Origin of the sequence: Stenotrophomonas sp. JAI102 (assembly GCF_013409105.1) — a bacterium.
Lineage (GTDB): Bacteria > Pseudomonadota > Gammaproteobacteria > Xanthomonadales > Xanthomonadaceae > Stenotrophomonas > Stenotrophomonas maltophilia_AA.
Genome location: NZ_JACCCI010000001.1, coordinates 22,256 through 45,178 on the forward strand (window position 1 = coordinate 22,256; position 22,923 = coordinate 45,178).

Below are 22,923 nucleotides of genomic sequence, written 5' to 3' on the forward strand. Positions count from 1 at the left end.
GCGGGGTGTGGGGGTGGGAGGCCTGTATTGGTAACAGGGTGTTCTGGTTTCACGCGCGAGCGGACACAAAAAACGCCAGCTTGCGCTGGCGTTATCGCGATCCTCAGATCACCGGCTCACGCAGCACCGGCGAATCCCAGCCCGGGCGTGGCGCGAAACGGTCGCCATGGCGCTGCTGCAGGACCTTGAGGCGTTCGACCAGAGCGTCGGCGCCGGTGGCGCGGATGTACTGGATCGGGCCGCCGCGGAACGGGGCGAAACCGGTCCCGAAGATCACGCCGGCATCGAGCAGGTCGGCATCGGCGACGACGCCGTCGTGCAGGCAGGCCACCGCTTCGTTGAGCAGCGGCAGGATCAGGCGGTCTTCCAGATCGGCCGGCACCGCGTAGTTGGCGGGGACGTCCGGCTTCTGCGTGCGGCCGTTCTCCCACTTGTACAGGCCCTGGCCGTCCTTCTTGCCGCGCTTGCCCTGTTCCACGGTCGCCAGGGCAGCCGGCACCTGCAGCCCGAGGAAGGGCGCCAGTTCCTTGCCCACGCCGGCCGCCACATCCAGGCCGACGGTGTCGAGCAGTTCGATCGGGCCCATCGGCATGCCGAACTTGACCGCGGCCTTGTCCAGCACCGGGCCCGGGACGCCTTCGGCATACGCGGTGGCGGCTTCAAGCATGTACGGAAACAGCACGCGGTTGACCAGGAAGCCGGGCGTGCCGGCGACCGGTACCGGGAACTTGCCCAGCGCCTTGCAGAACGACGCCAGGCGGCGCTCGGTCTCCGGTGCCATGCCGTCGTGATGGATGATCTCCACCAGCGGCATCTGCGCGACCGGATTGAAGTAATGCAGGCCGGCGAACTGCGCCGGACGCTGGATGTGGTCGCGCAGTTCGTCCAGCGGGATCGACGAGGTGTTGGTGGTCAGCAGCGCATCGGCCTTCATCTTCGGCTCCAGCGACTGGTACAGCTCACGCTTGGCCTCCGGGTTCTCGATGATGGCTTCGATCACCAGATCCGCCTGGACCACGCCCTCGCCGGCAAGATCCGCCTTCAGGCGTGCCGCCACGGCCGGGCGCTTGCTGTCGTCCTTGACCCGCTTGGCGAACAGCGCCTGCGCGCGTTCCATGGCCGGGTCGATGAAGCGCTGCTCGCGATCCTGCAGGGTCACGTTGAAGCCCTTGTAGGCCGACCACGCGGCGATGTCACCGCCCATCACGCCGGCACCGACGACGTGCACGTGCTGGATGCCGTGGTCCTTGCCGCCGAGGGCCTTCAGGCGTTCGGTCAGGAAGAAAATGCGGATCAGGTTGCGTGCGGTCGGGGTGCCGGCCAGCTTGACCACGGCGCGGCGTTCGGCATCCAGTCGGGTCTGGATCGGGCTGCCACCGGTGCGTGCCCAGGTGTTGATCAGCGCGTACGGCGCCGGGTAATGCTCCTTGCGCGCCTTGCGGGCGACCTGCTTGGCCATCTGCGGGGCGAGCAGCCTGCGGGCCAGCCAGGTGTTGGTGATCCAGGCGGTCGCGCGCTGCTTGAACGGGCGGGTGGTGCCCTTCAGCGCGAGCGACACGGCGGTATCGAGCAGCACGGCCGGTGCGACGACCTTGTCGACCAGGCCGATGTTGCGTGCGGCCGAGGCCGACAGGTTGCGGCCGGTCAGCATCATGTCCATCGCGGCCGGTGCGCCGACCAGCTGCGGCAGGCGCGAGCTGCCGCCCCAGCCCGGGAAGATGCCCAGCTGAGTCTCCGGCAGGCCGATCCGGGTGGAGGGGTCGTTCGACGCCACGCGGTAACGACAGGCCAGGGCCAGCTCGGTGCCGCCGCCCAGGCAATGGCCGTGGATCGCGGCGACGGTCGGGCAGGGCAGCTCGGCCAGCTTCTGGTAGGTGCTCTGGCCACGGCGGATCGCGTCATTGACGGTGCCGCGGCGGTCGAATTCCTGGAATTCCTTCAAGTCCGCCCCGGCGATGAACCCGGCCGCCTTGATCGACTGGATCACCACCGCCTTGGGTGGGTCCATCGCGATCCGCTCGATCAGGTCGCCCAGTTCGAGCAGCACGTCCTGCGACATCGCATTGACGCTGCTGTCCTGGCGGTCGAGGCTGAGCACGACGACGCCATCGTCACGGATCTGCGGGTGCCAATGCGAGAAGCGGAGCCCATCGAAGCCTGAGAGCATGGGAGCGTTCCATCCGGTTGTGTATGGAGAAGGGGGCTATGATCCAGAGGTTGTTTCCTCCCCGTCAAATCCCTATAGCTGGGGGAGAGAAGCCGTCGATCCATTGCCTGGATCGGAAACCTTAACGGAACGGTGGTTAAAAGCTGGTGCGGCGCGGTGTGATCGCGCGCTGAACTTTTCCCGGGATTGGCAGTCTCATTGCCCGACGTCGGTTGGGCTGACAGGAGTGCGGCCCCCCATGGCCGAGGTTGAAACACCACAGGAGCTGGACCTGGAACTGGTCCGACGTGTGCAGCGTGGCGAAAGCGCGGCGTTTGATGTCCTGGTACGCAAGTACCAGCATCGGATCATCGCGCTGATCGGACGCTACATCGCGGACTGGAGTGAATGTCAGGACGTGGCCCAGGACACTTTCGTCCGCGCGTATCGCGCGATCGGCAGCTTCCGGGGCGACGCCCAGTTCTATACCTGGCTGCACAGGATCGCCGTGAACACTGCCAAGAACCATCTCGCCGCCCACAACCGCCGCCCGCCCACCGATGACATCGAGATCGGGGACGCCGAGCAGTACGACAGCGGCACGCGCCTGCGCGACACCGACACGCCCGAGCGCGAGTTGATGCGCCAGGAGCTGGAGCAGACGGTGATGAAGGCGGTCTCCGCGCTGCCGGAAGAACTGCGGTCGGCCATCACCATGCGCGAGGTGGAGGGCCTGAGTTATGACGAAATCGCGCAGAAGATGGGGTGCCCGATCGGCACCGTGCGGTCGCGGATCTTCCGTGCCCGCGAGGCGATCGACACTGAACTTCGGCCGCTGCTCGATGTGGGCAGCGCCACCCGCGAGAAGAGCCGCGCATGAGCCACGATATGTCCAATGATGCTTCCCGGGGCGCGTCCCCCGATAAATTCGACGCCCATTACCGGCAGCAGCTGTCGTCGTTGATCGACGGCGAGCTGTCGGCCGATGAAGCCCGTTTCATGCTGCGTCGGCTGGAACATGACGAGTCCCTGTCGAGCTGCAACGAACGCTGGCAGATGCTCGGCGATGTGCTGCGCGGGCAGGCCTGCGCACCGGCCCCGATGGATTTCGCCGAGCGTGTGCGTGCTTCCGTGGCAGCCGAACCGGCGCCGGCGATGCAGGTCAAGCCAGAGCGCGGCGTGCAGCGCCAGGAACGTCGTGGTGGATGGCGACGCTGGGGTGGCGGTGCGGCGTTGGCTGCCTCCGTCGCGGCCGTGGCGATGTTCATGACCCGCGAGCAGTTGCCGGCCCCGGCACCGCTGGACGCGCCGACCACCATCATCGCCAGCCAGGCCGAACTGCCTGCGGCACCGGTCACCGAGGCGTCGGCCGCTGGACAGGCACTCGCCGTGGCGGCAGTGCCGGCCGCGGCCGTCGCGGCGGCCAGCCGCCGCCAGGACGTGGCGACGGCACGCCGTGCCAGCGCCACCCGTACCCAGCAGGCCGCGCGCAGCGCCGCCGAGCGCAGCGTGGAACCGCAGCGGGCAGTCGCCAGCCAGGCGCCGTTGACCCCGGCCGTGCCGGCAGCCACCGCGCGGCAGTTCCCGTTCGGTGAGGTCGGCAGTCTGCAGGCCAAGCCCTGGCCACGGTCCAGCCTGGCCCCTGCCGCGGGTGGCGCGCTGAATGCGAGCTTCTCCACGCAGGCCCCGCAGGCCGCGTTCTATCCGTTCGAGCCGCGTCTGCAGGAGTCGGCCGAGTCGGCCGAGCCCGCGCGCCGGCACCGCGACTGAGCATCGTCGCCCTGACGTCCCGCTCCGGCCTGCGCGCCGGAGCGCTTCCCCCCGCTTTGTTCCCTGACCCGGAGGTTCGTGTCTGATGACCGCCCGTATCCGTACCCACGCCCTGGCGCTGATCGCCATGACGCTCCCGCTGGTGGCCTGCGCCCAGTCGCCGTCGCCGACCACCGCAGCCGCCCCGGCGGCGGCTGCCGCACCGCGCGCGCCTGCACCGCAGCTGGTCAGCGGCCTGCCGGACTTCACCAACCTGGTCGAACAGGTGGGCCCGGGCGTGGTCAATGTCGAGACCACCATCGTGCGCAGCAACCGCCAGGCCCGCATGGCCGGGCCGGCCGACCAGGATATGCCCGAGTTCTTCCGTCGTTTCTTCGGCCCGGACTTCCAGATGCCGGGGCAGGGCGCGGACGGCCCCGATGACGGCACCCCGAGCATCCGCGGTCGCGGCATGGGCTCGGGCTTCATCATCTCCGCCGACGGTTACGTGTTGACCAATCACCACGTCGTGGCCGATGCCAGCGAGGTGAAGGTCAAGCTCGGTGATCGTCGTGAGTTCACCGCCAAGGTGGTCGGCAGCGACCAGCAGTACGACGTGGCCCTGCTCAAGATCGACGGCAAGAACCTGCCGACGGTGCGGGTGGGGGATTCCAATACGCTCAAGCCGGGCCAGTGGGTGGTCGCGATCGGCTCGCCGTTCGGGCTGGACCATTCGGTCACCGCCGGCGTGGTCAGCGCGGTCGGCCGCAGCACCGGCGGTCCGGACCAGCGCTACGTGCCCTTCATCCAGACCGACGTGGCGATCAACCAGGGCAACTCCGGCGGCCCGCTGCTCAACACCCGCGGTGAAGTGGTCGGCATCAACTCGCAGATCTTCTCCGCTTCGGGCGGCTACATGGGCATCAGCTTCGCGATCCCGATCGACCTGGCCATGGGCGCGGTCGAACAGATCAAGAAGACCGGCCGGGTCAGCCGCGGCCAGCTCGGCGCGGCGGTCGGCCCGATCGATGGCCTCAAGGCCCAGGGGCTGGGCCTGCCGGACAGCCGCGGCGCGCTGGTCAACGAAGTGGTCGCGGGCAGCGCGGCGCTCAAGGCCGGCATCGAGCCGGGCGATGTGATCCGCTCGGTCAACGGCAGCCCGATCAACACCTTCAGCGATCTGCCGCCGGCCATCGGCGCGCTGCCGCCGGGCAGCAAGGTGCGCCTGAGCGTGCTGCGCGATGGCAAGGAGCGGGAGATCACCGCCACCCTGACCGAGCTGGCCGAAGACGCCGAGCGCGGTCCGGCCCGTCCGGCCGCGGAAGCGGCCAAGCCGGAGACCGGCGCCAATGCCCTGCTGGGGCTGGAGGTGGCCGATCTCACCGCCCCGCAGCGCCAGCAGCTGGGCCTGTCGGCGGGCGAGGGCGTGCGCATCACCCGGGTCAATGGCCAGTCGGCGCGTGACGCCGGCCTGTCGCCGGGCCTGGTGGTGCTGCAGGTCGGCCGGACCCCGGTCGGCAGCGTGGCCGCGCTGAACAAGGCGTTGGGCGGCTACTCCAAGGGCGATGTGGTCATGCTGCTGGTCCGCGCCAACGGCAACAGCGCCTTCGTGGCGGTCAAGGCCGGGCAGTAAGCCCCGCCCCGCCTGCGTTTCCGGGCCCGCTTCGGCGGGCCCGGTCGTTTCTGGCGGGCCGATCACGCCAATCGCGGGCGGCCGCACGCGGGACCGGGCCGGCCATGCGATAATCCGCAGTCATCCTGACGACGCGACGCGCCGCCGCCACCTATGTCTTCTGATTCGATGCGGTTCATCCGCAACTTCTCCATCATCGCCCACGTCGACCACGGCAAGTCCACGCTGGCCGATCGCATCATCCAGCTTTGCGGCGGCCTCCAGGCCCGTGAGATGGAGGCGCAGGTGCTCGACTCGAACCCGATCGAGCGCGAGCGTGGCATCACCATCAAGGCCCAGTCGGTCTCGCTGCCGTACGTCGCCAAAGACGGCCACACCTACCACCTGAACTTCATCGACACCCCCGGGCATGTCGACTTCTCCTATGAAGTCAGCCGCTCGCTGGCCGCCTGCGAAGGCGCGCTGCTGGTGGTCGATGCGGCCCAGGGCGTGGAAGCGCAGTCCGTGGCCAACTGCTACACGGCCGTCGAACAGGGGCTGGAAGTGGTGCCGGTGATCAACAAGATCGATCTGCCCACCGCCGACATCGACCGTGCCAAGGCCGAGATCGAGGCCGTGATCGGCATCGATGCCACCGACGCCGTGGCGGTCAGCGCCAAGACCGGCCTGAACGTGGGCGACGTGCTGGAGGCGATCGTGCATCGCATTCCGCCGCCGGTGCCGCGCGATACCGACAAGCTGCAGGCGCTGATCATCGACTCGTGGTTCGACAACTACCTGGGCGTGGTCTCGCTGGTGCGCGTGATGCAGGGCCAGATCAAGGCCGGCGACAAGCTGCAGGTGATGTCCACCGGCCGCAATCACCAGGTCGACAACGTCGGCGTGTTCACCCCCAAGCGCAAGGTGCTGCCGGCACTGAACGCCGGTGAGGTGGGCTGGGTGACGGCCAGCATCAAGGACGTGCACGGTGCGCCGGTCGGCGACACCCTGACCCTGGCCGCCGATCCGGCCGCCACGCCGCTGCCGGGCTTCCAGGAAATGCAGCCGCGCGTGTTCGCCGGCCTGTTCCCGGTCGATGCCGAGGATTACCCGGACCTGCGCGAAGCGCTGGACAAGCTGCGCCTGAACGATGCCGCGCTGCGCTTCGAGCCGGAAAGCTCCGAGGCCATGGGCTTCGGCTTCCGCTGCGGCTTCCTGGGCATGCTGCACATGGAAATCGTGCAGGAGCGCCTGGAGCGCGAGTACAACCTGGACCTGATCAGCACCGCGCCGACCGTGGTCTATGAAGTGCTCAAGACCGACGGCACCATCATCAACATGGACAACCCGGCCAAGCTGCCGCCGGTGAACATGGTCGATGAGATCCGCGAGCCGATCATCCGCGCCAACGTACTCACCCCCGAGGAGTACATCGGCAACATCATCAAGCTGTGCGAGGAAAAGCGCGGCAGCCAGATCGGCATCAACTACCTGGGCAGCCAGGTGCAGATCAGCTATGAGCTGCCGATGGCCGAAGTGGTGCTGGACTTCTTCGACAAGCTCAAGTCGGTCAGCCGTGGCTATGCCTCGCTGGACTATCACTTCGTGCGCTTCGATGCCGGCCCGTTCGTCCGCGTGGACGTGCTGATCAACGGCGACAAGGTCGATGCGCTGTCGCTGATCGTGCACCGCAGCCATGCCGACCGCCGCGGCCGCGAGCTGTGCGAGAAGATGAAGGAACTGATCCCGCGCCAGCAGTTCGACGTGGCGATCCAGGCCGCCGTCGGCTCGCAGATCATCTCGCGCACCACGGTCAAGGCGATGCGCAAGAACGTGCTGGCCAAGTGCTATGGTGGCGACGTTTCGCGCAAGAAGAAGCTGCTCGAGAAACAGAAGGAAGGCAAGAAGCGCATGAAGCAGGTCGGCCGCGTGGAAATCCCGCAGGAAGCCTTCCTGGCCGTGCTGCAGATGGACAAGTAAGGCCGGATGGCTTTCCCGGCAGCGGCGGGCGGCACCGGATCGGTGTCGCCGGACGCGCAGGGGCACACCACACCGCTGCAATCGTTCCCAAGGACACTGCATGAAATTGTTTGAGCTCCTCCTGGTCGTACTGACGTTGGCCTCGGGCCTGATCCTGCTGGCCGAAAAGCTGTACTTCGCCAAGCGCCGCGCCCAGCGCGCCGGCCTGCTGGACACCGAGCCGGTGATGGTCGACTACGCGCGGGCGTTCTTCCCGGTGCTGGCGATCGTGCTGGTGGTGCGCAGCTTCATCGCCGAACCGTACAAGATCCCGTCCAGCTCGATGATGCCCAACCTGCTGATCGGCGATTTCATCCTGGTCAACAAGTTCTCCTACGGCCTGCGCCTGCCGCTGAACAACGCGAAGGTGATCCCGTTCGACGAGCCCAAGCGCGGCGACGTGGTGGTGTTCCATTTCCCGGGCCATTCGGACAACGATCCGGCCAAGGGCGAGAACTTCATCAAGCGCGTGATCGGCGTGCCGGGCGACCAGATCGAGTTCCAGGGCAACGGCCTGATCCTCAATGGCGAGCCGGTCAAATACGACAACAAGGGCCTGTACGCCGGCCACAACGGCCAGGGCGAGGGCAGTTCGCTGCTGGTCGAGCACCTGCCGGGCCGCACGCATACCGTGCTGGAGACCGATTACGCCCGCGGCGAAGGGCAGTGGACCGTCCCCGCCGGCAAGTATCTGGTGATGGGCGACAATCGCGACAACAGTGACGACGGCCGTTTCTGGGGTCTGTTGCCGGAAGAGAACCTCCGGGGCAAGGCGTTCCTGATCTGGCTGAACTGCTCGGGCTGGTTCTGCAAGGACGGCTTCGAACCGTCGCGGATCGGCACGGCTATCCATTGATCCATGACACACGCGTATCTGGGGAGAACGCAATGAAGAACATGACATCGCAGCGCGGCATCACCTTGACCTCGTTCCTGGTGGTGCTGATCGTGGTCGCCTTCGGCCTGTATATCGGCATGAAGCTGTTCCCGATGTACCAGGAGTACTACGCCGTCCGTTCGGCGATGAAGAGCCTGGCCAAGGAGCCCGGCGTGGGCAACATGGAGCCGCGCCGCATCCAGGACATGTTCTTCAAGCGGCTGTACATCAACTACTCCGAAAACGTGAAACCCGCCGACGTGAAGTTCGATCGCATCGATGGCGGCTGGAACATGAAGGTCTACTACGAAGTGCGCCGTGAAATGATCGGCAACCTGGACGTGGTGGGCAAATTTGATTCAAACCAGGAATTGACCCGCAGCGGTGCCGACTAAGACCTTCCAACGCGGTGACCTGATCGGTCACGCCTTCAACGATCCGGGCCTGCTCCAGCAGGCGCTGACGCATCGCAGCGCCGGCACGCCCAACAATGAGCGGCTGGAATTCCTCGGCGACAGCATCGTCAACATGATGGTGGCCCAGGCGCTCTACGAACGCTGGCCCAAGGCCGACGAGGGCGCGCTGACCCGTGCCCGCGCCGAGCTGGTGCGTGAAGGCGCGCTGGCGGTGATCGCGCGTGAGCTGCAGCTGGGCGAGCGCCTGATCCTGGGCCCCGGCGAGATGAAGACCGGCGGCCATCGCCGCGACTCCATCCTGGCCGATGCACTGGAGGCGGTCGTCGCCGCGATCTACCTCGATGCCGGGTTTGCCGCCTGCGGCACGGTGGTGCTGCCCTGGTTCAGCGCCTCGATGCAGGCCCTGCCGGCCACCGGCAAGCCCGAGAAAGACCCCAAGACGCGGCTGCAGGAATGGCTGCAGGCCCGACAGAAGGCGCTGCCCCAGTACGAGCTGGTGTCAGAATCGGGTGACGATCATGCCAAGACCTTCCGGGTACGCTGCGGCGTAACCGACCCCGCTGTCAGCACCGAAGGCGAAGGTGCCTCGCGACGGCTGGCCGAACAACAAGCGGCTGCCGCCGCCCTTGAGCAACTGGATTCCAAGTGAACGAAGCAACCCCCCATCGTTCCGGCAGCGTGGCCGTCATCGGTCGCCCCAACGTCGGTAAATCCACCCTGACCAACGCCCTGGTGGGCGCCAAGGTCAGCATCGTCTCCAACCGCCCGCAGACCACGCGGCACCGGTTGCTGGGCATTGCCAGCTACCCGGAGGGCCAGATCGTCCTGGTCGACACCCCCGGCCTGCACCGCGCGCAGAAGCGCGCCATGAACCGGGTGATGAACCGCGCCGCGCGCGGCTCGCTCGAGGGCGTGGACGCCGGCATGCTGGTGATCGAGGCCGGCCGCTGGGATGACGAAGACACCCTGGCCTTCAACGTGCTCAGCGACTCGGGCATCCCGGTGGTGCTGGTGGTCAACAAGATCGACCGCCTCAAGGACAAGGGCGCCCTCCTGCCGTTCCTGCAGCAGGTCACCGAAGGCCGCACGTTCGCGGCCGTGCATCCGATCTCGGCGCAGAAGCGCAACGGCCTGGAGTCGCTGGTCCGCGACCTGATGAAGCTGTTGCCGGAAGCCCCGCCGATGTTCGGCGAGGACGAGATCACCGACCGCAGCCAGCGGTTCCTGGCCGGAGAACTGGTGCGCGAGCAGCTGATGCGCCAGCTCGGTGAGGAACTGCCGTATGCGACCACGGTCGAGATCGAGCGCTTCGTCGAAGACGGCAACCTGCTGCGCATCGGCGCGGTGATCTGGGTCGAGCGCGAAGGCCAGAAGGCGATCGTGATCGGCAAGGCCGGCACCCGCCTGAAGGAAATCGGGGCCAAGTCGCGCCTGCAGATGGAGCGCCTGTTCGGGGCCAAGGTCTTCCTGGAAACCTGGGTCCGCGTGCGCGAAGGCTGGTCCGACGACGAAGCCGCGCTCAAGGCATTCGGCTACGAATAAGCCGGCCATCCCGGCCCCGGGCGGTTGAGCCATGCGCATCGAGGATGAGCCGGCCTTCGTATTGCACGCCCGGGCGTGGCGGGAGACCAGCCTGCTGGTTGAAGTGCTGACCGAGCAGTACGGCCGGATCGGGGTGCTCGCCCGGGGTGTCTCCAGCCCGCGCAGCCAGGCGCTGCGCGCGGCCCTGCAGCCGTTGCAGTGGATCCGCCTGACCGCCGTGCAGCGGGGCGAACTGGCCCAGCTGCGTGGTGCTGAAGCGCTTGATGCCGCGCCGCGGCTGACCGGCGAGGCGATGCTGGCCGGGTTCTACATCAACGAGCTGATGATGCGGCTGGCGCCCCGCCAGGACCCGCTGCCCGAGCTCTATGACCACTACGCGCAGGTGCGTGCCCGGTTGCGCGATGGCGAGCCATTGGCCTGGACCCTGCGGCGTTTCGAGCGCGATCTGCTGGAAGCGCTGGGCTTCGGCTTCGATCTGCTGCACGGCAGCGATGACGAGCCGGTCGACCCGGCCGCGCGCTACGAACTGGACCCGCAGGAGGGGCCGCGTCGGCTGCTCAGCGACCGCGGTGTCGATCAGCGCCGTGGGACGGCGACCGGCAGCGCCTTGCTGGCGCTGGCCACCGATGCGATGCCCGGGCCCGAGGATCTGGGCAGCCTGCGCCGGCCGATGCGCGCGGTGCTGATGCACCATCTGGGCGGACGCGGCCTGAAATCCTGGGAAATGCTGGAGGACCTGGCCCGGCGGCGCACGTAGCGCCGGGAATCTACTGCAGCAGCGCGTCGACCGCCACGCGGAAGCGTCCCTGGGCACCGGTGGATTCCGGCGCCTGGTGCAGCTGGCGGACCGCCCGCGCCAGGCGTGCGGCGCCGACGAACCCGCAGCTCGCCTGCAGCCGATGCAGCTGCCCCCGCAGGGCCCGCACATCGTCCTCGCGCAGGGCCTGGGCCACGGCGTCGCGCACCCCCGGCAACTCGGCCAGGAACAGTTCGCGCAGGGCGATCAGGTGGTGGCGCTGCCCATTCAGTGCAGCCAGGGCGGTGGTCTCGTCCCAATCCTGGCGCGGGCTGTCGGCATCGTCCGCGTCCGGGTCGAGCGGGGCCGACAGGCTGCCCGCGGTATGCACCAGCGCACGGCGGACCGCCTTGAGCAGGTGTTCGCGGCTCAGCGGCTTGACCAGGGTTTCGCTGAAGCCGGCGTCGCGCAGGCGCGAGTGGATCGAGGTATCGCCGTCGGCAGTGTGCGCCAGCGCCGGGGTGTCCGGCCGCGAGCGGCGCAGCTCCTGCAGCAGTTGGGTGCCATTGCCGTCGGGCAGGTTGACGTCGATCAGCCACAGGTCATGCTGGCTGCCGCGGGCGCGGTCCATGGCCGTCGCCAGTGAATCGGCGGTATCGACCTGGGCCGGCAGGGTTTCCAGCGCGGCCTTGAAGAAGCCGCGGCTGATGGTGTCGTCCTCGACGAGCAGGAATCGGGGCATGGGATCCCTCGGGGTCATCTGCATATGGGCTGCCTCCATGTCAGCTGCCTCCATAGTAAACGCGAAGGCTCGGCCTGCAAGCGGTTTCAGCGGGCGGCAAGTCAGTTGGCAGTTGGTATCTGCGACAATACGCACCCTTTTTGCCCGCAGCCTGTTGCCACGTGGCCCGAACCCGCTCCCGCCTCGACCGTACCCCCTTCCAGACCGACATCCTCGACCTCAGCCATGATGGCCGTGGCGTTGCCCGCCGCGACGGCGAGGGTGGCAAGGTCACCTTCATCACCGGCGCGCTGCCGGGCGAGGTGGTGACCGCCGAACCGACCGCGCGCAACCGCCATTTCGATGAAGCCCGGACCCTCGAGGTGGTACAGGCCTCGCCGCAGCGGGTGACCCCGCGCTGCCCGCATTTCGGCGTCTGCGCCGGCTGCGTGCTGCAGCATCTGGAGGAGTCGCAGCAGATCGTGGCCAAGCAGCGCGTGCTGATCGACAACCTGACCCGGATCGGCCACGTCAGCCCTGGCACCGTGCTGCCACCGCTGGTCGGTGACAGCTGGGGCTACCGCCGCAAGGGCCGCTTCTCGGTGCGCCGCGTCGAGAAGAAGGACAAGACCCTGGTCGGCTTCCGCGAGCTCGATCCGCGCTTCGTCGCGGACCTGAGCCAGTGCCTGACCGTCATCCCGGAAATCGGCATGAAGGTCGGCGTGCTGTCCGAGTTCATCGAAACGCTGGATGGCAAACGCGATATCCCCCAGATCGAATTCATTGCCGGCGATGACGCGATCGTCCTGACCATCCGCCACATGCAGCCGCTCAGCGACGCTGACCGCGCGGCCTGGACCGCCTTCGGGCAGGAGCACGGCTTCGCGATCTCGCTGCAGCCCGGTGGCGTGGAGTCCGTGCATCCGCTGTGGCCGGCCGAGGTGCCGCTGTCGTTCAAGCTGGCGCCGTGGGATGTGGAGCTGGCGTTCCGCCCGCTGGACTTCATCCAGGTCAACGCCAAGCTCAACGTGCAGATGATCGCGCACGCGCTGGCGCTGCTCGATGCCGGCCCCGACGAGCGCGTGCTCGATCTGTTCTGCGGCCTGGGCAACTTCACCCTGCCGCTGGCGCGTACCGTTCGCAACGTCGTCGGCGTAGAAGGTGATGCCGGCCTGGTCGCGCGTGCGAAAGAGAACGCCGTGCGCAACGGCCTGGAGAATGCCGAGTTCCATGCCGCCGACCTGACCCAGGACCAGCGCCAGGCGTCGTGGATGCGCCAGGGCTTCGACAAGCTGCTGCTGGATCCGCCGCGCTCGGGCGCGATCGAAGTGCTGCAGCAGCTGCCGCTGAAGCAGTTCAAGCGGATCGTCTACGTGAGCTGCCATCCCGGCTCGCTGGCGCGCGACGCCGGCTACCTGGTCAACGAGCAGGGTTTCACCCTGGTCTCGGCCGGCGCGATGGACATGTTCCCGCACACCGCGCACGTGGAAAGCATCGCGGTGTTCGAAAAGCGCTGACCGCGTCCGGGCTCAGCGGCGGTCTTCCGCCGCGGCGTTCTGCCACTTGCCCTGTGCATCGAACACATAGGTCTGCGGGTCGGTACCGCGCTCGGTGCCGTCCCCGGCGGTGACATCGCAGCGGATCTCCGCTGCCTCCGTACTGCGCAGTTCGCAGTCCTCGATCGCCAGGATCTGCAGGCCCTGCTGGAAGGCGCGCAGTTCCTCGCGGGCAGCGGCATCGTCGATGGCCGCGGCACGATGATCGAGCTGCTCGACGAGCAGTTCGCGGACGCGCTCACGCGGAGGAACCGGCGCATCGACATCGGCGCGCTGCATCGCCCAGCCCATCCCCTGCGGGACGAAGCGCAGCATCCGGTAGCGGTTCTTGAGGCCGATCTCCATGCCGACCAGGCACTCGTACGCGCCGGTCACCGTCGTGCTGGCGAAGCACGGCCCGTGCTCGAATCCGCGCGGGGTGAACATCGACTGCAGCACCAGATCCTGGGCGGAGGCGGCCGGCTTCTTCTCGGCCTCGATCATGGCCATGATGGACGCTTCGATCTGCGCGTGCGAGGGCGGCGTTGCGGCCGACACGCCCAGCGGCAGCAACGACAGCAGCAGGGTGGGGAACAGGGGCTTCATCGGGCGTCCTTGCAGGGCAGCTGGCCAGTATAGAAGCAGCGCGTGGCCGCCGTGCCGGGATCGCCGCATACTGGGCGCATGGGCATCGAAATCGAACGCAAATACCTCGTCACCGGCGAAGGCTGGCGCACCGCCGCACACGCGGTGATCCCGATGGCGCAGGGCTATCTCAACGACACCGCCTCGCTCGACAGTGGCGCACAGAAGGCCTCCGTGCGCGTGCGCATCCAGGGCGAGCAGGCCTTCCTCAACATGAAATCGCGCGAGATCGGGCCTACCCGGCAGGAGTTCGATTACCCGATCCCGGTGGACGATGCGCGCGCGCTGCTGGCGCTGTGTGTCGGCGGGCTGATCGACAAGCGCCGGCATCTGGTCGAGCACGAGGGGCTGCTCTGGGAAGTGGATGAATTCCTGGGCGAGAACGCCGGGCTGGTGGTGGCCGAAGTCGAGCTCGAGCACGCCGATCAGTCGATCACGCTGCCCGACTGGGCCGGCGCTGAAGTGACCGACGAGGTCCGTTATTACAATCTGGCGCTGGCCGCGCACCCGTTTTCACGCTGGTCCAGCGCTGAACGCGGCTGACCGCCAGACCTTGTAAACGCCCCGCAGCACCCACAGTCTGGCCAGATGAAAATCGATATCTGGTCGGATGTGGTGTGCCCCTGGTGCTGGATCGGCAAGCACCGGTTCCAGCAGGGCCTGGCGTTGCTGGGCGATGACGCGCCCGACGTGGAGGTGCACTGGCACCCGTTCCTGCTCGACCCCGACGCGGGAACCACGCCCGTCCCGCTGCGCGAGGCCTACGCGGCCAAGTTCGGCAGCGCCGAGCGCACCGAACAGATCCTGACCCAGACCCAGACCACGGCGCGCGCCGAAGGCCTGCCGATGGACTTCGACCAGGGCCAGGTCCGGGTCACTACGCTGCCGGCGCACCGTCTGATGTGGCTGGCCGGGCGTGAAGGCGTCCAGGCCGCGGTCGGCGAGGCGCTGTTCCGCGCGCATTTCGTGGAGGGCCGCAACCTGGCCGACCCGCAGACCCTGATCGCCGCCGGCGCTGCCGGTGGTCTCGACGCCGGGCGCATCACCGCGCTGCTGGCGGGCGAGGAGGGGCTGGAGGAGATCCAGGCGCAGCTGGCACAGGCGCAGCGCTTTGGCATTCAGTCGGTGCCCACCTTTGTGATCGACGACACGTACGCCATCCAGGGTGCCCAGCCGCCGGAGGCCTTCGCCCAGGCACTGCGCCAGATCGCGGCGGAACGTTCGCCCGCAGGGGCTGCCGGGCAGGGCGACGGCTGCGGCCCGGACGGCTGCGAGGTCTGACGCTGCGCGCGGGTTCTGCGACAATGCGGCGGTGCGCCATGGTGGCGCCCCGTATTGGAGACACCCCATGCTCGTGATCGGCGTTGCCGGGACCGAACTCACCGCCCAGGAACGCGAATGGCTGCAGCACGACGCCGTGGCCGGCGTCATCCTGTTCAAGCGCAACTTCGCCTCGCGCGAGCAGGTGGCCGAGCTGTCGGCGGCGATCCGCGCCGCCGCGCCGCGCCCGCAGCTGATCTGCGTGGACCAGGAAGGCGGGCGCGTGCAGCGCTTCCGTGAGGGCTACAGCGCACTGCCGCCGCTGCAGGGCTTCGATGCCCTGTATGCCACCGATCCGGAGGCTGCGCTGGCCCTGGCCGAGCAGCACGCCTGGCTGATGGCCAGCGAAGTGCGCGCCAGCGGCGTGGACCTCAGCTTCGCGCCCGTGGTCGATCTGGGTCGCGGCAACCGGGCCATCGGCGATCGCGCCTTCAGCGCCGATCCGCAGGTGGTGGCTGCGTTCACCGCGGCCTATGTGCGCGGGATGCACAGCGTCGGCATGGCGGCCACGCTCAAGCATTTCCCGGGCCACGGCACCGTGCTGGAAGACACCCATGTCGACGATGCCAGCGACCCGCGCACGCTCGATGAACTGCGCGCGCTGGACCTGGTCCCGTTCGCGGCCGGCATCTGCGCCGGCGCCGATGCGGTGATGATGGCCCACGTGGTCTACCCGCAGGTCGCGCCGGAGCCGGCCGGCTACTCGCCGCGCTGGATCCAGCAGATCCTGCGCGAGGAGATGGGCTTCCGCGGCGTGGTCTTCTCCGATGACATCGGCATGGCGGCCTCGTTCTCGGCCGGTGGCGTCAAGGCGCGCGTGGATGCGCACCTGGACGCCGGCTGCGACGTGGTGCTGGTCTGCCACCCCGAACTGGTGGAAGAATCGCTGCGCGCGGTCGAAGGCCGCACCCTCAACACTGCTGCGCTGCTGGGCCTGATCGGTCGCGGCGCGCTGGGCTGGGACGGCCTGCTGGCCGATTCCCGCCATGGCACCACCCAATCCCGTTTGCTTGACACCCTTGGAAGAACCGTCTGATGCCCAACCTCACCATTTCCCAGGCCCTGGCCCAGGCCGACCTGCTGGTCGACCGTCCCACCATCGACAAGGCCATCGCTGGCATCGCCGACGCCATCGCGCGCGATTACAAGGGCGAGGTCCCGCTGTTCCTGTCGATCATGCACGGCGCGCTGCCGTTCGCCGGCCAGCTCGCGCTGGAACTGGGCGCACGCGGCCAGGATGTGCAGTTCGATTACCTGCACGCCACCCGCTACCGCGGTGAAACCACCGGCGGCGACCTGGTCTGGAAGCACAAGCCGGCCACCGCGCTGTTCGGCCGCCGCGTGCTGCTGGTCGATGACATCCTCGACGAGGGCTACACGCTGCAGGGCGTGCGCACCTGGTGCCTGGAGCAGGGCGCGACCGACGTGCGCATCGCCGCGCTGACGGTCAAGCTGCACGACCGCGCGCTGCCGGACGTCAAGGCCGACTACGCCGGCATCGACCTGCCGGACCGCTATGTGTTCGGTTTCGGCATGGACGTCAACGAGACGCTGCGCTGCGTGCCGGCCATCTACGCGATGAAGGAATGATGGAACACATTTCCCTCGCCGTCATCGGCGGCACCGGCGTCTACAAGCTGGCCCAGCTCGACGACGTGAGCAGCCACCAGGTCGAGACCCGTTACGGCACGCCGTCCGGTCCGATCCGGGTCGGCACGCTGCTGGGCCAGCGCGTGGCCTTCCTGGCGCGCCATGGCGAAGGCCATTCGCTGCCGCCGCACAAGATCAACTACCGCGCCAATCTCGCTGCGCTCCAGCAGATCGGCGCGCAGCGCGTGCTTGCGCTCAACACGGTCGGCGGGATCACCGAGCACTTCGGCCCGCGCGTGCTGGCCTGCCCGGACCAGCTGATCGACTACACCTGGGGGCGCATCTCGACCCTGTGCGAAGAACCGGATACCGACGTGCTGCACGTCGACTTCGGCCATCCGTACACGCCGATGCTGCGCAGCAAGGTACTGGCCGCGGCGAAAGTCACCGGCGTGCGCCTGCAGGACGGTGGCTGCTACGGCGCCACCCAGGGCCCGCGGCTGGAAACCAATGCGGAAATCGCGCGCATGCGCCGTGATGGCTGCGATCTGGTCGGCATGACCGGCATGCCCGAAGCCAGCCTGGCCCGTGAGCTTGGACTGGACTACGCCTGCCTGGCGATCGTGGCCAACTGGGCCGCCGGCTGTGGCGATGGCGATGAAATCACGATGGCCGAAGTGCTGGCCAATGTGGACGCTGCCTCCTCCGGCCTGCCCGAATTGATCGGTGAATTGGCACGGGGGTGATTGTCATTCCGGTACAAGGTTTGCATACTCCGCCAGTGCGCTGGTTGAGCGTACACCACCCATTCATAGAAGAAGGTCTCGCATCACCATGCCGAACGGTACCGTCAAGTGGTTCAACGACGCCAAGGGATTTGGCTTTATCTCGCCGGAGGACGGCAGCGCCGACGTCTTCGCGCACTTCTCCGCGATCAACTCCAAGGGCTTCCGCAGTCTGCAGGAAGGCCAGAAGGTCACCTATGACGTGACCCAGGGCCCGAAGGGCGCCCAAGCCTCGAACATCGTGCCGGCTGAGTGATTTTTTCAGCTGCGCATTGAAAACCCCGCTTCGGCGGGGTTTTTTTTATCAGTGAGTCCGCGCATGACCCCTCGTCGCACCATCGCCATCGTCGGCTACGGCACGGCTGGCCAAGCCTTGTCGATCCTGCTTTCACGTGACCATCACGACGTGCACGTGTTCGAGCGTGCCACCACGCCCGGTCCGGTCGGGGCGGGGTTCCTGCTCCAGCCCAGCGGGTTGGACGTGCTGTGGCAGATGGAGCTGCTGCCGGCGGTGCTCCGGCATGGGGCCGCCGTGCGCCGGCTGTACGGCGAGACCCCGTGCGGTCGCGCGGTGATGGACATGCGCTATGCCGATATGGATCCATCGCTGCACGGGATAGGCATGCAGCGCGGCGCGCTGTTCTCGCTGCTGGCCGATGCCTGGGAGCACCCGGGCAACCTGCAGGCCGACACCGCCATCGTCGCGGTGGACAGCGCACAGGGGCGCCTGCGCGACGCACGCGGGCACTGGCATGGCCCTTACGACCTGGTGATCGCCGCCGATGGCGCCGCCTCGTCGCTGCGCGCGCAGGTGCAGGGCACCACGCTGGACCGCGAGTACCCGTGGGGCGCGCTGTGGTGCCTGCTGCCGCGCGGCGATTGGCCGCACATCGATGAACTGCGGCAGCGCTACGTGGCCGCGCGCAGGATGATCGGCCTGCTGCCGGTGGGGACGCGACCGGGCAACGACACGCCGCAGCTGAGTTTCTTCTGGAGCCTGCCCCGCGACCGGTTCGCGCAGTGGGAGCGTGACGGCATGGCGCGCTGGCTCGATGAGGTTGCCGCGCTGTGGCCGCAGGCGCATGAGCGGCTCGCCGGCGTGACCGGACCGGCGCAACTGGCCCGCGCCGGCTATCGCGATGCGGTGCTCTCGCGTTGGCATCGCGAGCGGCTGGTGCTGGTCGGCGATGCCGCTCATGCGATGAGTCCCCAGCTGGGGCAGGGCGTGAACATGGCCCTGATGGACGCCATCGCGCTGCGCGATGCGCTGCGCACCCATGCGGATCGCGATGCCGCGCTGCAGGCCTACCAGGCGCAGCGCCGGGCCCATGTCGCGATCTACCAGTACTGGAGCCGCTGGCTGACGCCGTTGTTCCAGTCCGAGCGCGACGGCTGGGCGCGCGCACGCGATCTGCTGTTCCAGCCGATGGGCCGCGTGCCGGGCGGCCGCGGGCACATGCTCCGCGTGCTCAGCGGCACGCAGCACGGCTGGCTCGGCAGACTGCCGTTGTCGCCCGGCTTCGCGCAGGCGATGCGCGCCTTGCACGCACCCGATGGCATCCGCTGATAACGCGGCGTCGCGGTGCCTGCGCGCCGATGTGAGGACGGGAATAACATTCATTGACGGTGGACTCACCGTCGGCATGGGACAACAGCGTGGCAAACGCAGCGTACGCGGCTTTTCATCCCGCGCCCCGTGCTGCTCACGCCGAAGCGGTGTCCGATTCCTGATCGCTTGGAGGCCCGCGACTGACGGGTGGTAGGGTGGTGCTGCGTTTGCGACCTACGGTCCGGTGGACCGATCGCAACCCAAGGAGATTGAAATGCTGTTCTCGGCCGAAACTCTGGAAAGTGAAATCCGCAAACTGCGCGGACTACTGCAGATGCTGCATGAGGATCAGCCGGACGTGATGGAAGACGTATTCGAGTTCCATGTGACCAGCCTCATCACGCACGCCGCGCCGGAGCACCATCCGCGCATCCGTGCCGCCGCCCACGAGATGTTGACCGCGATCCAGCGCCAACCGGTGCGGCCCAATCCGCACGCGCCCGACATCCGGCTGATGCCGGACCTGCTGGTCTCGGCGGCCTGATCCACACACGTTGACTATGTGACAGCTGTCGCGCGCGGGTCGACCTAGCGCGCCGGCAACGCGATGGCCTGGTCTTCGACGCAGGCCACCAGTCTTTCTCCCGTACCCAGCACCGGCGCGATACCTGCGGTGAATCCTGAGAAGGCGGGCAGGATCGTCATTCCCTCGCGCAGCCAGAACGATGGCCAGCGCCGCTGCATGCCCGGCAGGCGGGCCAGTGGATGCAGGTGGCCGCACAGCACGTGCAGGCCGGGCTGACGCTGCGGTGCGTGACGCAGCAGGAACGGTCCCTCCTGGACACGTTCACCCAGCAGGTCGATGCCGAGATCGGCCTTGGGCAGCACCCGGTCATGATTGCCCTCCAGCGCGCCGATCCAGAGCCCGGGATGCTGTTCGCGCCAGCCCTGCCATTGCCGGTACCACGCGGCGCGGTGTGCAGCGCCATGCAGTACATCGCCGAGTATCCACAGCTGGCGCACCGCGTGCTGCTGCACCATCGCGCCCAACCGCTGCAGATCATCGGAGGTGCCCCCGCTGGGCAGGCCGATGCCCGAGCGCCGGAACAGGTCCGCCTTGCCCAGGTGCAGATCGGCGATCATCAGGCCCTGCCGCGCGGGCCAATGCAGCGCACGCGCGCCAAGCAGCTGGATGGTTTCGCCGGCGAGGGTGATCGGCAGTTCAGGCGCCATGGCGTTTCTCCAGTTGCTGTGCGGCGCGCAGGACGCGGGTTTTCCAGTCTTCGTTGCTGAGCTGGCCGCGCAGTCGTTCGGCCCACAGCGGGAAGGACAGCGGCCCCAGGCTGGTGGGGTGCTGCAGGCTCAATGTGCGTGCCTGGCAGGACGCCAGCGCACGCGCCAGGCTGCCGAGATCGAGTTGATCGTGCAGCACCTCGTGTTCGGCCAGCGTCAGCAGGATGTGATCCGGATCATGCTGGCGCAGCACGTCGTACAGCAGCCCGCTGGAGGCCTGCAGCTGGCGCAGGCTGCGTGGCGTACGGCCGGGCAGTGCCGGCACCAGCATGCCGGACACGCGCGCGATGTCGCGGAACTGGCGCCGCGCCAGTTCGCCCAGGTTGAGGCTCTCGCGCAGATCCGTGAGCAGTCCTTCCGGTTCCATCAGGGTGCGCACGCGCGCGGCATCGATCTCGACGGCACGGGCCGGCGCCAGCACGAACCCGTAGTCGTTGGCCGCGTAGCCGAACGTATTGGTCTGCACGCGCGTCCAGCGCATCGCCATCAAGGCGGCCAGCCCTTCATTGACCTGGCGGCCGGCGAAGGGATACACGAACACGAACTGACCTTCGCGGCGGCGGACGTGTTCCACCAGCAGCAGCTCGGGCGCGGGCAACGCCGACAGGCGCGCCTGCAGCGACAACAGCGGCGCCAGCCACTGCATCTCCGGACTCTCCGGCGGTCGGGCCAGCACCGCTTCCATTTCATGCCCCAGCGCCTCGGAGAGCGGCAGCCGCCCGCCCTGCCAACGCGGCACCACACCATCGCCGCCGCGTGCCAGCCGCACGTACGCGGTCAGATTCTCCAGGCGCACCAGTTCGAGCAGGCGCCCGGCGAACTGCAAGCGATCCCCCGGGCGCAACCGGCTGAGGAACTGTTCCTCCACCGCGCCGAGCCGGCCGCCGCGCAGGAACTGGACCATGACGCTGCCATCGCTGGTGATGGTGCCGATCGACAAACGATGTCGCAGCGCGACGCGACGGTCATGCACGCGGTAGATGCCATCGTCATCGCGCACGACTTTGTGGAAATCCGGATACTGCGACAGCGCGCGACCGCCCTGCACGATGAACTCCAGTACGCCCTCCCAGTGCGCGTGGTCCAGTGCGGCAAAGGCATGCGTGCGTCGGACCTGCGCGAACAGCGCATCGGGATCGAAGCCACCGCCGAGCGCGCAGCTCACCGCGTGCTGCGCCAGGACGTCCAGCGACAGCCGCAGTGGCCGGCGGGCTTCTATATGTCCCTGGGCCAGGGCACGTCGTGCCGCGGCGTACTCGACCAGCTCCAGCGCATGCGAGGGCACGCACACGATGTGCCCGGATTCGCCGGGGCGATGTCTGGCCCGCCCGGCACGTTGCAGCAGCCGGGCGATGCCCTTGGGGCTGCCGATCTGCAGGACCTGGTCGACACTGGGGAAATCGACGCCGAGATCGAGGCTGGACGTGGCAACCACGCAGCGCAGCCGGCCTTCGCGCAGGCCTTGTTCCGCGGCACGGCGCAGGGCCGGGTCGAGCGAGCCGTGATGCAGGGCGAGGGTGTCCGGCTCTTCCGGCCACACCGCCGACAGTGCCTGGTGCCACAGTTCGGCGTGGGCACGCGTGTTGGTGAACAGCAGGCTGGTGCGCACCGCCAGCAGTTTTTCCAGGACGCGCTGCAGCTGCGACAAGCCGAGGTGACCTGCCCATGGGAAACGCTCGCCCTGGGCCGGCAGCAGCGTCTCCACGCTGACCGGGCGCGGCCGCGCGCCGGCCACCAGCGGCGCGTCGGGCACGTCCGGCAACAGCACCTCGCGCGCCTCGTCCAGGTTGCCGAGCGTCGCCGAGAGTCCCCACACCTGCAGGGTGGGCAGGGCATCGCGCAGCCGGCGCAGGTTCAACTGCAGCAGTACGCCACGCTTGTTGCCCAGCAGTTCGTGCCACTCATCCACGACCACGCAGCGCAGGTGCTGCAGGCGCGCCATCGTGTCGGGATAGCTCAGCAACAACGCCAGCGACTCCGGGGTAGTCACCAGCACATCGAGCCGGCCCTCGCGCGCCAGGCGCTTGTCGCGCGCGCTGGCATCGCCGGTGCGCAGGCCCACCTGCCAGTCCAGCCCGAGCGCGTCCAGCGGCTCACGCAGCGCGCGCGCGGTGTCGGCGGCCAGCGCACGCAGCGGCGTGATCCACAAGACCTGCAGGACCGGCACCGGTGTCTTCGCACGGCCGCGGGTCGACCGTGGCGGCGGATCGTGCAGCGCCTGCAGCAGCGGACCGCCGAACATCGCCAGTGTCTTGCCGCTGCCGGTCGGTGTATGCAGCAGGCCGGACTCGCCGGCCAGATAGTGCCGCCACATCGCTTTCTGGAAGGGCAGCGGCGCCCAGCCCCGGCTGGCGAACCACGCCGTCAGGCGGGCCATGGCCTCCCGTC

General features: G+C 68.2%; 23 protein-coding genes. 18 read left to right on the forward strand and 5 right to left on the reverse strand.

Features of this window, described 5'->3' with window-relative positions; all coding sequences use genetic code 11:
- Positions 1–103 precede the first annotated feature (103 nt).
- A complete protein-coding gene (locus tag HDC96_RS00090) occupies positions 104–2,167 on the reverse strand; it encodes a 3-hydroxyacyl-CoA dehydrogenase NAD-binding domain-containing protein (protein ID WP_179458242.1) in 2,064 nt (687 codons plus the stop codon).
- 238 nt (positions 2,168–2,405) lie between these two features.
- Here HDC96_RS00090 and rpoE point away from each other — a divergent pair, with 238 nt between their 5' ends.
- The 9 genes from rpoE to recO all read left to right on the forward strand — a co-directional run bounded on the left by rpoE (position 2,406) and on the right by recO (position 11,118).
- Positions 2,406–3,026, forward strand: a complete 621-nt coding sequence (gene rpoE, locus HDC96_RS00095) for an RNA polymerase sigma factor RpoE (RefSeq protein WP_176989186.1) — start codon at positions 2,406–2,408, stop codon at positions 3,024–3,026.
- On the forward strand, positions 3,023–3,916 hold the full coding sequence (locus tag HDC96_RS00100; RefSeq protein ID WP_179458243.1) for an RseA family anti-sigma factor: 894 nt from the start codon (positions 3,023–3,025) through the stop codon (positions 3,914–3,916). Before rpoE ends, HDC96_RS00100 begins: the two co-directional genes overlap by 4 nt.
- Before the next feature lie 85 nt (positions 3,917–4,001).
- Positions 4,002–5,528 (forward strand): DegQ family serine endoprotease, encoded by a 1,527-nt coding sequence (locus HDC96_RS00105; protein WP_179458244.1) that lies wholly within the window; start codon positions 4,002–4,004, stop codon positions 5,526–5,528.
- 168 nt (positions 5,529–5,696) lie between these two features.
- Complete coding sequence (lepA, locus tag HDC96_RS00110; protein WP_179459559.1) at positions 5,697–7,487, forward strand: translation elongation factor 4; 1,791 nt, start codon at positions 5,697–5,699, stop codon at positions 7,485–7,487.
- A 100-nt stretch (positions 7,488–7,587) separates the two neighbouring features.
- On the forward strand, positions 7,588–8,382 hold the full coding sequence (gene lepB / locus HDC96_RS00115; RefSeq protein ID WP_179458245.1) for a signal peptidase I: 795 nt from the start codon (positions 7,588–7,590) through the stop codon (positions 8,380–8,382).
- A gap of 32 nt (positions 8,383–8,414) precedes the next feature.
- Complete coding sequence (locus HDC96_RS00120; RefSeq protein WP_179458246.1) at positions 8,415–8,798, forward strand: DUF4845 domain-containing protein; 384 nt, start codon at positions 8,415–8,417, stop codon at positions 8,796–8,798.
- On the forward strand, positions 8,788–9,468 hold the full coding sequence (gene rnc, locus HDC96_RS00125; protein ID WP_179458247.1) for a ribonuclease III: 681 nt from the start codon (positions 8,788–8,790) through the stop codon (positions 9,466–9,468). The genes HDC96_RS00120 and rnc overlap by 11 nt, the downstream gene beginning before the upstream one ends.
- A complete protein-coding gene (gene era, locus HDC96_RS00130) occupies positions 9,465–10,361 on the forward strand; it encodes a GTPase Era (protein ID WP_121038751.1) in 897 nt (298 codons plus the stop codon). Before rnc ends, era begins: the two co-directional genes overlap by 4 nt.
- A 31-nt stretch (positions 10,362–10,392) precedes the next feature.
- The gene (recO, locus tag HDC96_RS00135; RefSeq protein WP_179458248.1) at positions 10,393–11,118 is read left to right on the forward strand and encodes a DNA repair protein RecO; all 726 of its coding nucleotides are present in this window, start codon (positions 10,393–10,395) and stop codon (positions 11,116–11,118) included.
- A gap of 10 nt (positions 11,119–11,128) precedes the next feature.
- Here recO and HDC96_RS00140 read toward each other — a convergent pair whose 3' ends face one another.
- Positions 11,129–11,863: a response regulator gene (locus tag HDC96_RS00140; protein ID WP_179459560.1), complete on the reverse strand. Its 735-nt coding sequence runs from the start codon at positions 11,861–11,863 to the stop codon at positions 11,129–11,131.
- A gap of 137 nt (positions 11,864–12,000) precedes the next feature.
- Here HDC96_RS00140 and rlmD point away from each other — a divergent pair, with 137 nt between their 5' ends.
- Positions 12,001–13,335: a 23S rRNA (uracil(1939)-C(5))-methyltransferase RlmD gene (rlmD, locus tag HDC96_RS00145; protein ID WP_179458249.1), complete on the forward strand. Its 1,335-nt coding sequence runs from the start codon at positions 12,001–12,003 to the stop codon at positions 13,333–13,335.
- 12 nt (positions 13,336–13,347) lie between these two features.
- Here rlmD and HDC96_RS00150 read toward each other — a convergent pair whose 3' ends face one another.
- Positions 13,348–13,959: a hypothetical protein gene (locus HDC96_RS00150; protein ID WP_179458250.1), complete on the reverse strand. Its 612-nt coding sequence runs from the start codon at positions 13,957–13,959 to the stop codon at positions 13,348–13,350.
- Between the two features lie 78 nt (positions 13,960–14,037).
- Between HDC96_RS00150 and HDC96_RS00155 the strand changes: the two genes are divergently transcribed.
- The 8 genes from HDC96_RS00155 (at position 14,038) to HDC96_RS00190 (ending at position 19,786) form a co-directional block, all read left to right on the forward strand.
- Positions 14,038–14,541 carry a CYTH domain-containing protein gene (locus HDC96_RS00155; protein ID WP_179458251.1) on the forward strand — a complete coding sequence of 168 codons (504 nt, stop codon included), beginning with the start codon at positions 14,038–14,040 and terminating at the stop codon, positions 14,539–14,541.
- Positions 14,542–14,586: 45 nt separating this feature from the next.
- A complete protein-coding gene (locus tag HDC96_RS00160) occupies positions 14,587–15,279 on the forward strand; it encodes a DsbA family oxidoreductase (protein ID WP_179458252.1) in 693 nt (230 codons plus the stop codon).
- Between the two features lie 67 nt (positions 15,280–15,346).
- On the forward strand, positions 15,347–16,354 hold the full coding sequence (gene nagZ / locus HDC96_RS00165) for a beta-N-acetylhexosaminidase (RefSeq protein ID WP_179458253.1): 1,008 nt from the start codon (positions 15,347–15,349) through the stop codon (positions 16,352–16,354).
- Positions 16,354–16,908: a hypoxanthine-guanine phosphoribosyltransferase gene (locus HDC96_RS00170; RefSeq protein WP_019183441.1), complete on the forward strand. Its 555-nt coding sequence runs from the start codon at positions 16,354–16,356 to the stop codon at positions 16,906–16,908. The genes nagZ and HDC96_RS00170 overlap by 1 nt, the downstream gene beginning before the upstream one ends.
- Positions 16,908–17,654: an S-methyl-5'-thioinosine phosphorylase gene (locus tag HDC96_RS00175; protein ID WP_179458254.1), complete on the forward strand. Its 747-nt coding sequence runs from the start codon at positions 16,908–16,910 to the stop codon at positions 17,652–17,654. The genes HDC96_RS00170 and HDC96_RS00175 overlap by 1 nt, the downstream gene beginning before the upstream one ends.
- Positions 17,655–17,742: 88 nt before the next feature.
- Positions 17,743–17,949, forward strand: coding sequence for a cold-shock protein (locus HDC96_RS00180; RefSeq protein ID WP_019183439.1), 207 nt, complete (start codon positions 17,743–17,745; stop codon positions 17,947–17,949).
- A 63-nt stretch (positions 17,950–18,012) separates the two neighbouring features.
- On the forward strand, positions 18,013–19,260 hold the full coding sequence (locus HDC96_RS00185) for an NAD(P)/FAD-dependent oxidoreductase (RefSeq protein WP_179458255.1): 1,248 nt from the start codon (positions 18,013–18,015) through the stop codon (positions 19,258–19,260).
- Positions 19,261–19,516: 256 nt separating this feature from the next.
- Complete coding sequence (locus HDC96_RS00190; RefSeq protein WP_176989201.1) at positions 19,517–19,786, forward strand: hypothetical protein; 270 nt, start codon at positions 19,517–19,519, stop codon at positions 19,784–19,786.
- Positions 19,787–19,830: 44 nt separating this feature from the next.
- Here the strand turns inward: HDC96_RS00190 and pdeM are convergent, their stop codons facing one another.
- The gene (pdeM, locus tag HDC96_RS00195; RefSeq protein ID WP_179458256.1) at positions 19,831–20,475 is read right to left on the reverse strand and encodes a ligase-associated DNA damage response endonuclease PdeM; all 645 of its coding nucleotides are present in this window, start codon (positions 20,473–20,475) and stop codon (positions 19,831–19,833) included.
- Entirely contained in the window at positions 20,465–22,912 is a 2,448-nt protein-coding gene (locus HDC96_RS00200) for a ligase-associated DNA damage response DEXH box helicase (RefSeq protein ID WP_179458257.1), read from the reverse strand. The genes pdeM and HDC96_RS00200 overlap by 11 nt, the downstream gene beginning before the upstream one ends.
- Positions 22,913–22,923 lie beyond the last annotated feature (11 nt).

Coding starts and splice junctions, on each gene's coding strand:
- HDC96_RS00090 (WP_179458242.1), bottom strand. CDS start 2,167: ATGCTCTCAGGCTTCGATGGGCTCCGCTTCTCGCATTGGCACCCGCAG.
- rpoE (WP_176989186.1), top strand. CDS start 2,406: ATGGCCGAGGTTGAAACACCACAGGAGCTGGACCTGGAACTGGTCCGA.
- HDC96_RS00100 (WP_179458243.1), top strand. CDS start 3,023: ATGAGCCACGATATGTCCAATGATGCTTCCCGGGGCGCGTCCCCCGAT.
- HDC96_RS00105 (WP_179458244.1), top strand. CDS start 4,002: ATGACCGCCCGTATCCGTACCCACGCCCTGGCGCTGATCGCCATGACG.
- lepA (WP_179459559.1), top strand. CDS start 5,697: ATGCGGTTCATCCGCAACTTCTCCATCATCGCCCACGTCGACCACGGC.
- lepB (WP_179458245.1), top strand. CDS start 7,588: ATGAAATTGTTTGAGCTCCTCCTGGTCGTACTGACGTTGGCCTCGGGC.
- HDC96_RS00120 (WP_179458246.1), top strand. CDS start 8,415: ATGAAGAACATGACATCGCAGCGCGGCATCACCTTGACCTCGTTCCTG.
- recO (WP_179458248.1), top strand. CDS start 10,393: ATGCGCATCGAGGATGAGCCGGCCTTCGTATTGCACGCCCGGGCGTGG.
- HDC96_RS00140 (WP_179459560.1), bottom strand. CDS start 11,863: ATGCAGATGACCCCGAGGGATCCCATGCCCCGATTCCTGCTCGTCGAG.
- HDC96_RS00150 (WP_179458250.1), bottom strand. CDS start 13,959: ATGAAGCCCCTGTTCCCCACCCTGCTGCTGTCGTTGCTGCCGCTGGGC.
- HDC96_RS00155 (WP_179458251.1), top strand. CDS start 14,038: ATGGGCATCGAAATCGAACGCAAATACCTCGTCACCGGCGAAGGCTGG.
- HDC96_RS00160 (WP_179458252.1), top strand. CDS start 14,587: ATGAAAATCGATATCTGGTCGGATGTGGTGTGCCCCTGGTGCTGGATC.
- nagZ (WP_179458253.1), top strand. CDS start 15,347: ATGCTCGTGATCGGCGTTGCCGGGACCGAACTCACCGCCCAGGAACGC.
- HDC96_RS00170 (WP_019183441.1), top strand. CDS start 16,354: ATGCCCAACCTCACCATTTCCCAGGCCCTGGCCCAGGCCGACCTGCTG.
- HDC96_RS00175 (WP_179458254.1), top strand. CDS start 16,908: ATGGAACACATTTCCCTCGCCGTCATCGGCGGCACCGGCGTCTACAAG.
- HDC96_RS00180 (WP_019183439.1), top strand. CDS start 17,743: ATGCCGAACGGTACCGTCAAGTGGTTCAACGACGCCAAGGGATTTGGC.
- HDC96_RS00185 (WP_179458255.1), top strand. CDS start 18,013: ATGACCCCTCGTCGCACCATCGCCATCGTCGGCTACGGCACGGCTGGC.
- HDC96_RS00190 (WP_176989201.1), top strand. CDS start 19,517: ATGCTGTTCTCGGCCGAAACTCTGGAAAGTGAAATCCGCAAACTGCGC.
- pdeM (WP_179458256.1), bottom strand. CDS start 20,475: ATGGCGCCTGAACTGCCGATCACCCTCGCCGGCGAAACCATCCAGCTG.
- HDC96_RS00200 (WP_179458257.1), bottom strand. CDS start 22,912: ATGGCCCGCCTGACGGCGTGGTTCGCCAGCCGGGGCTGGGCGCCGCTG.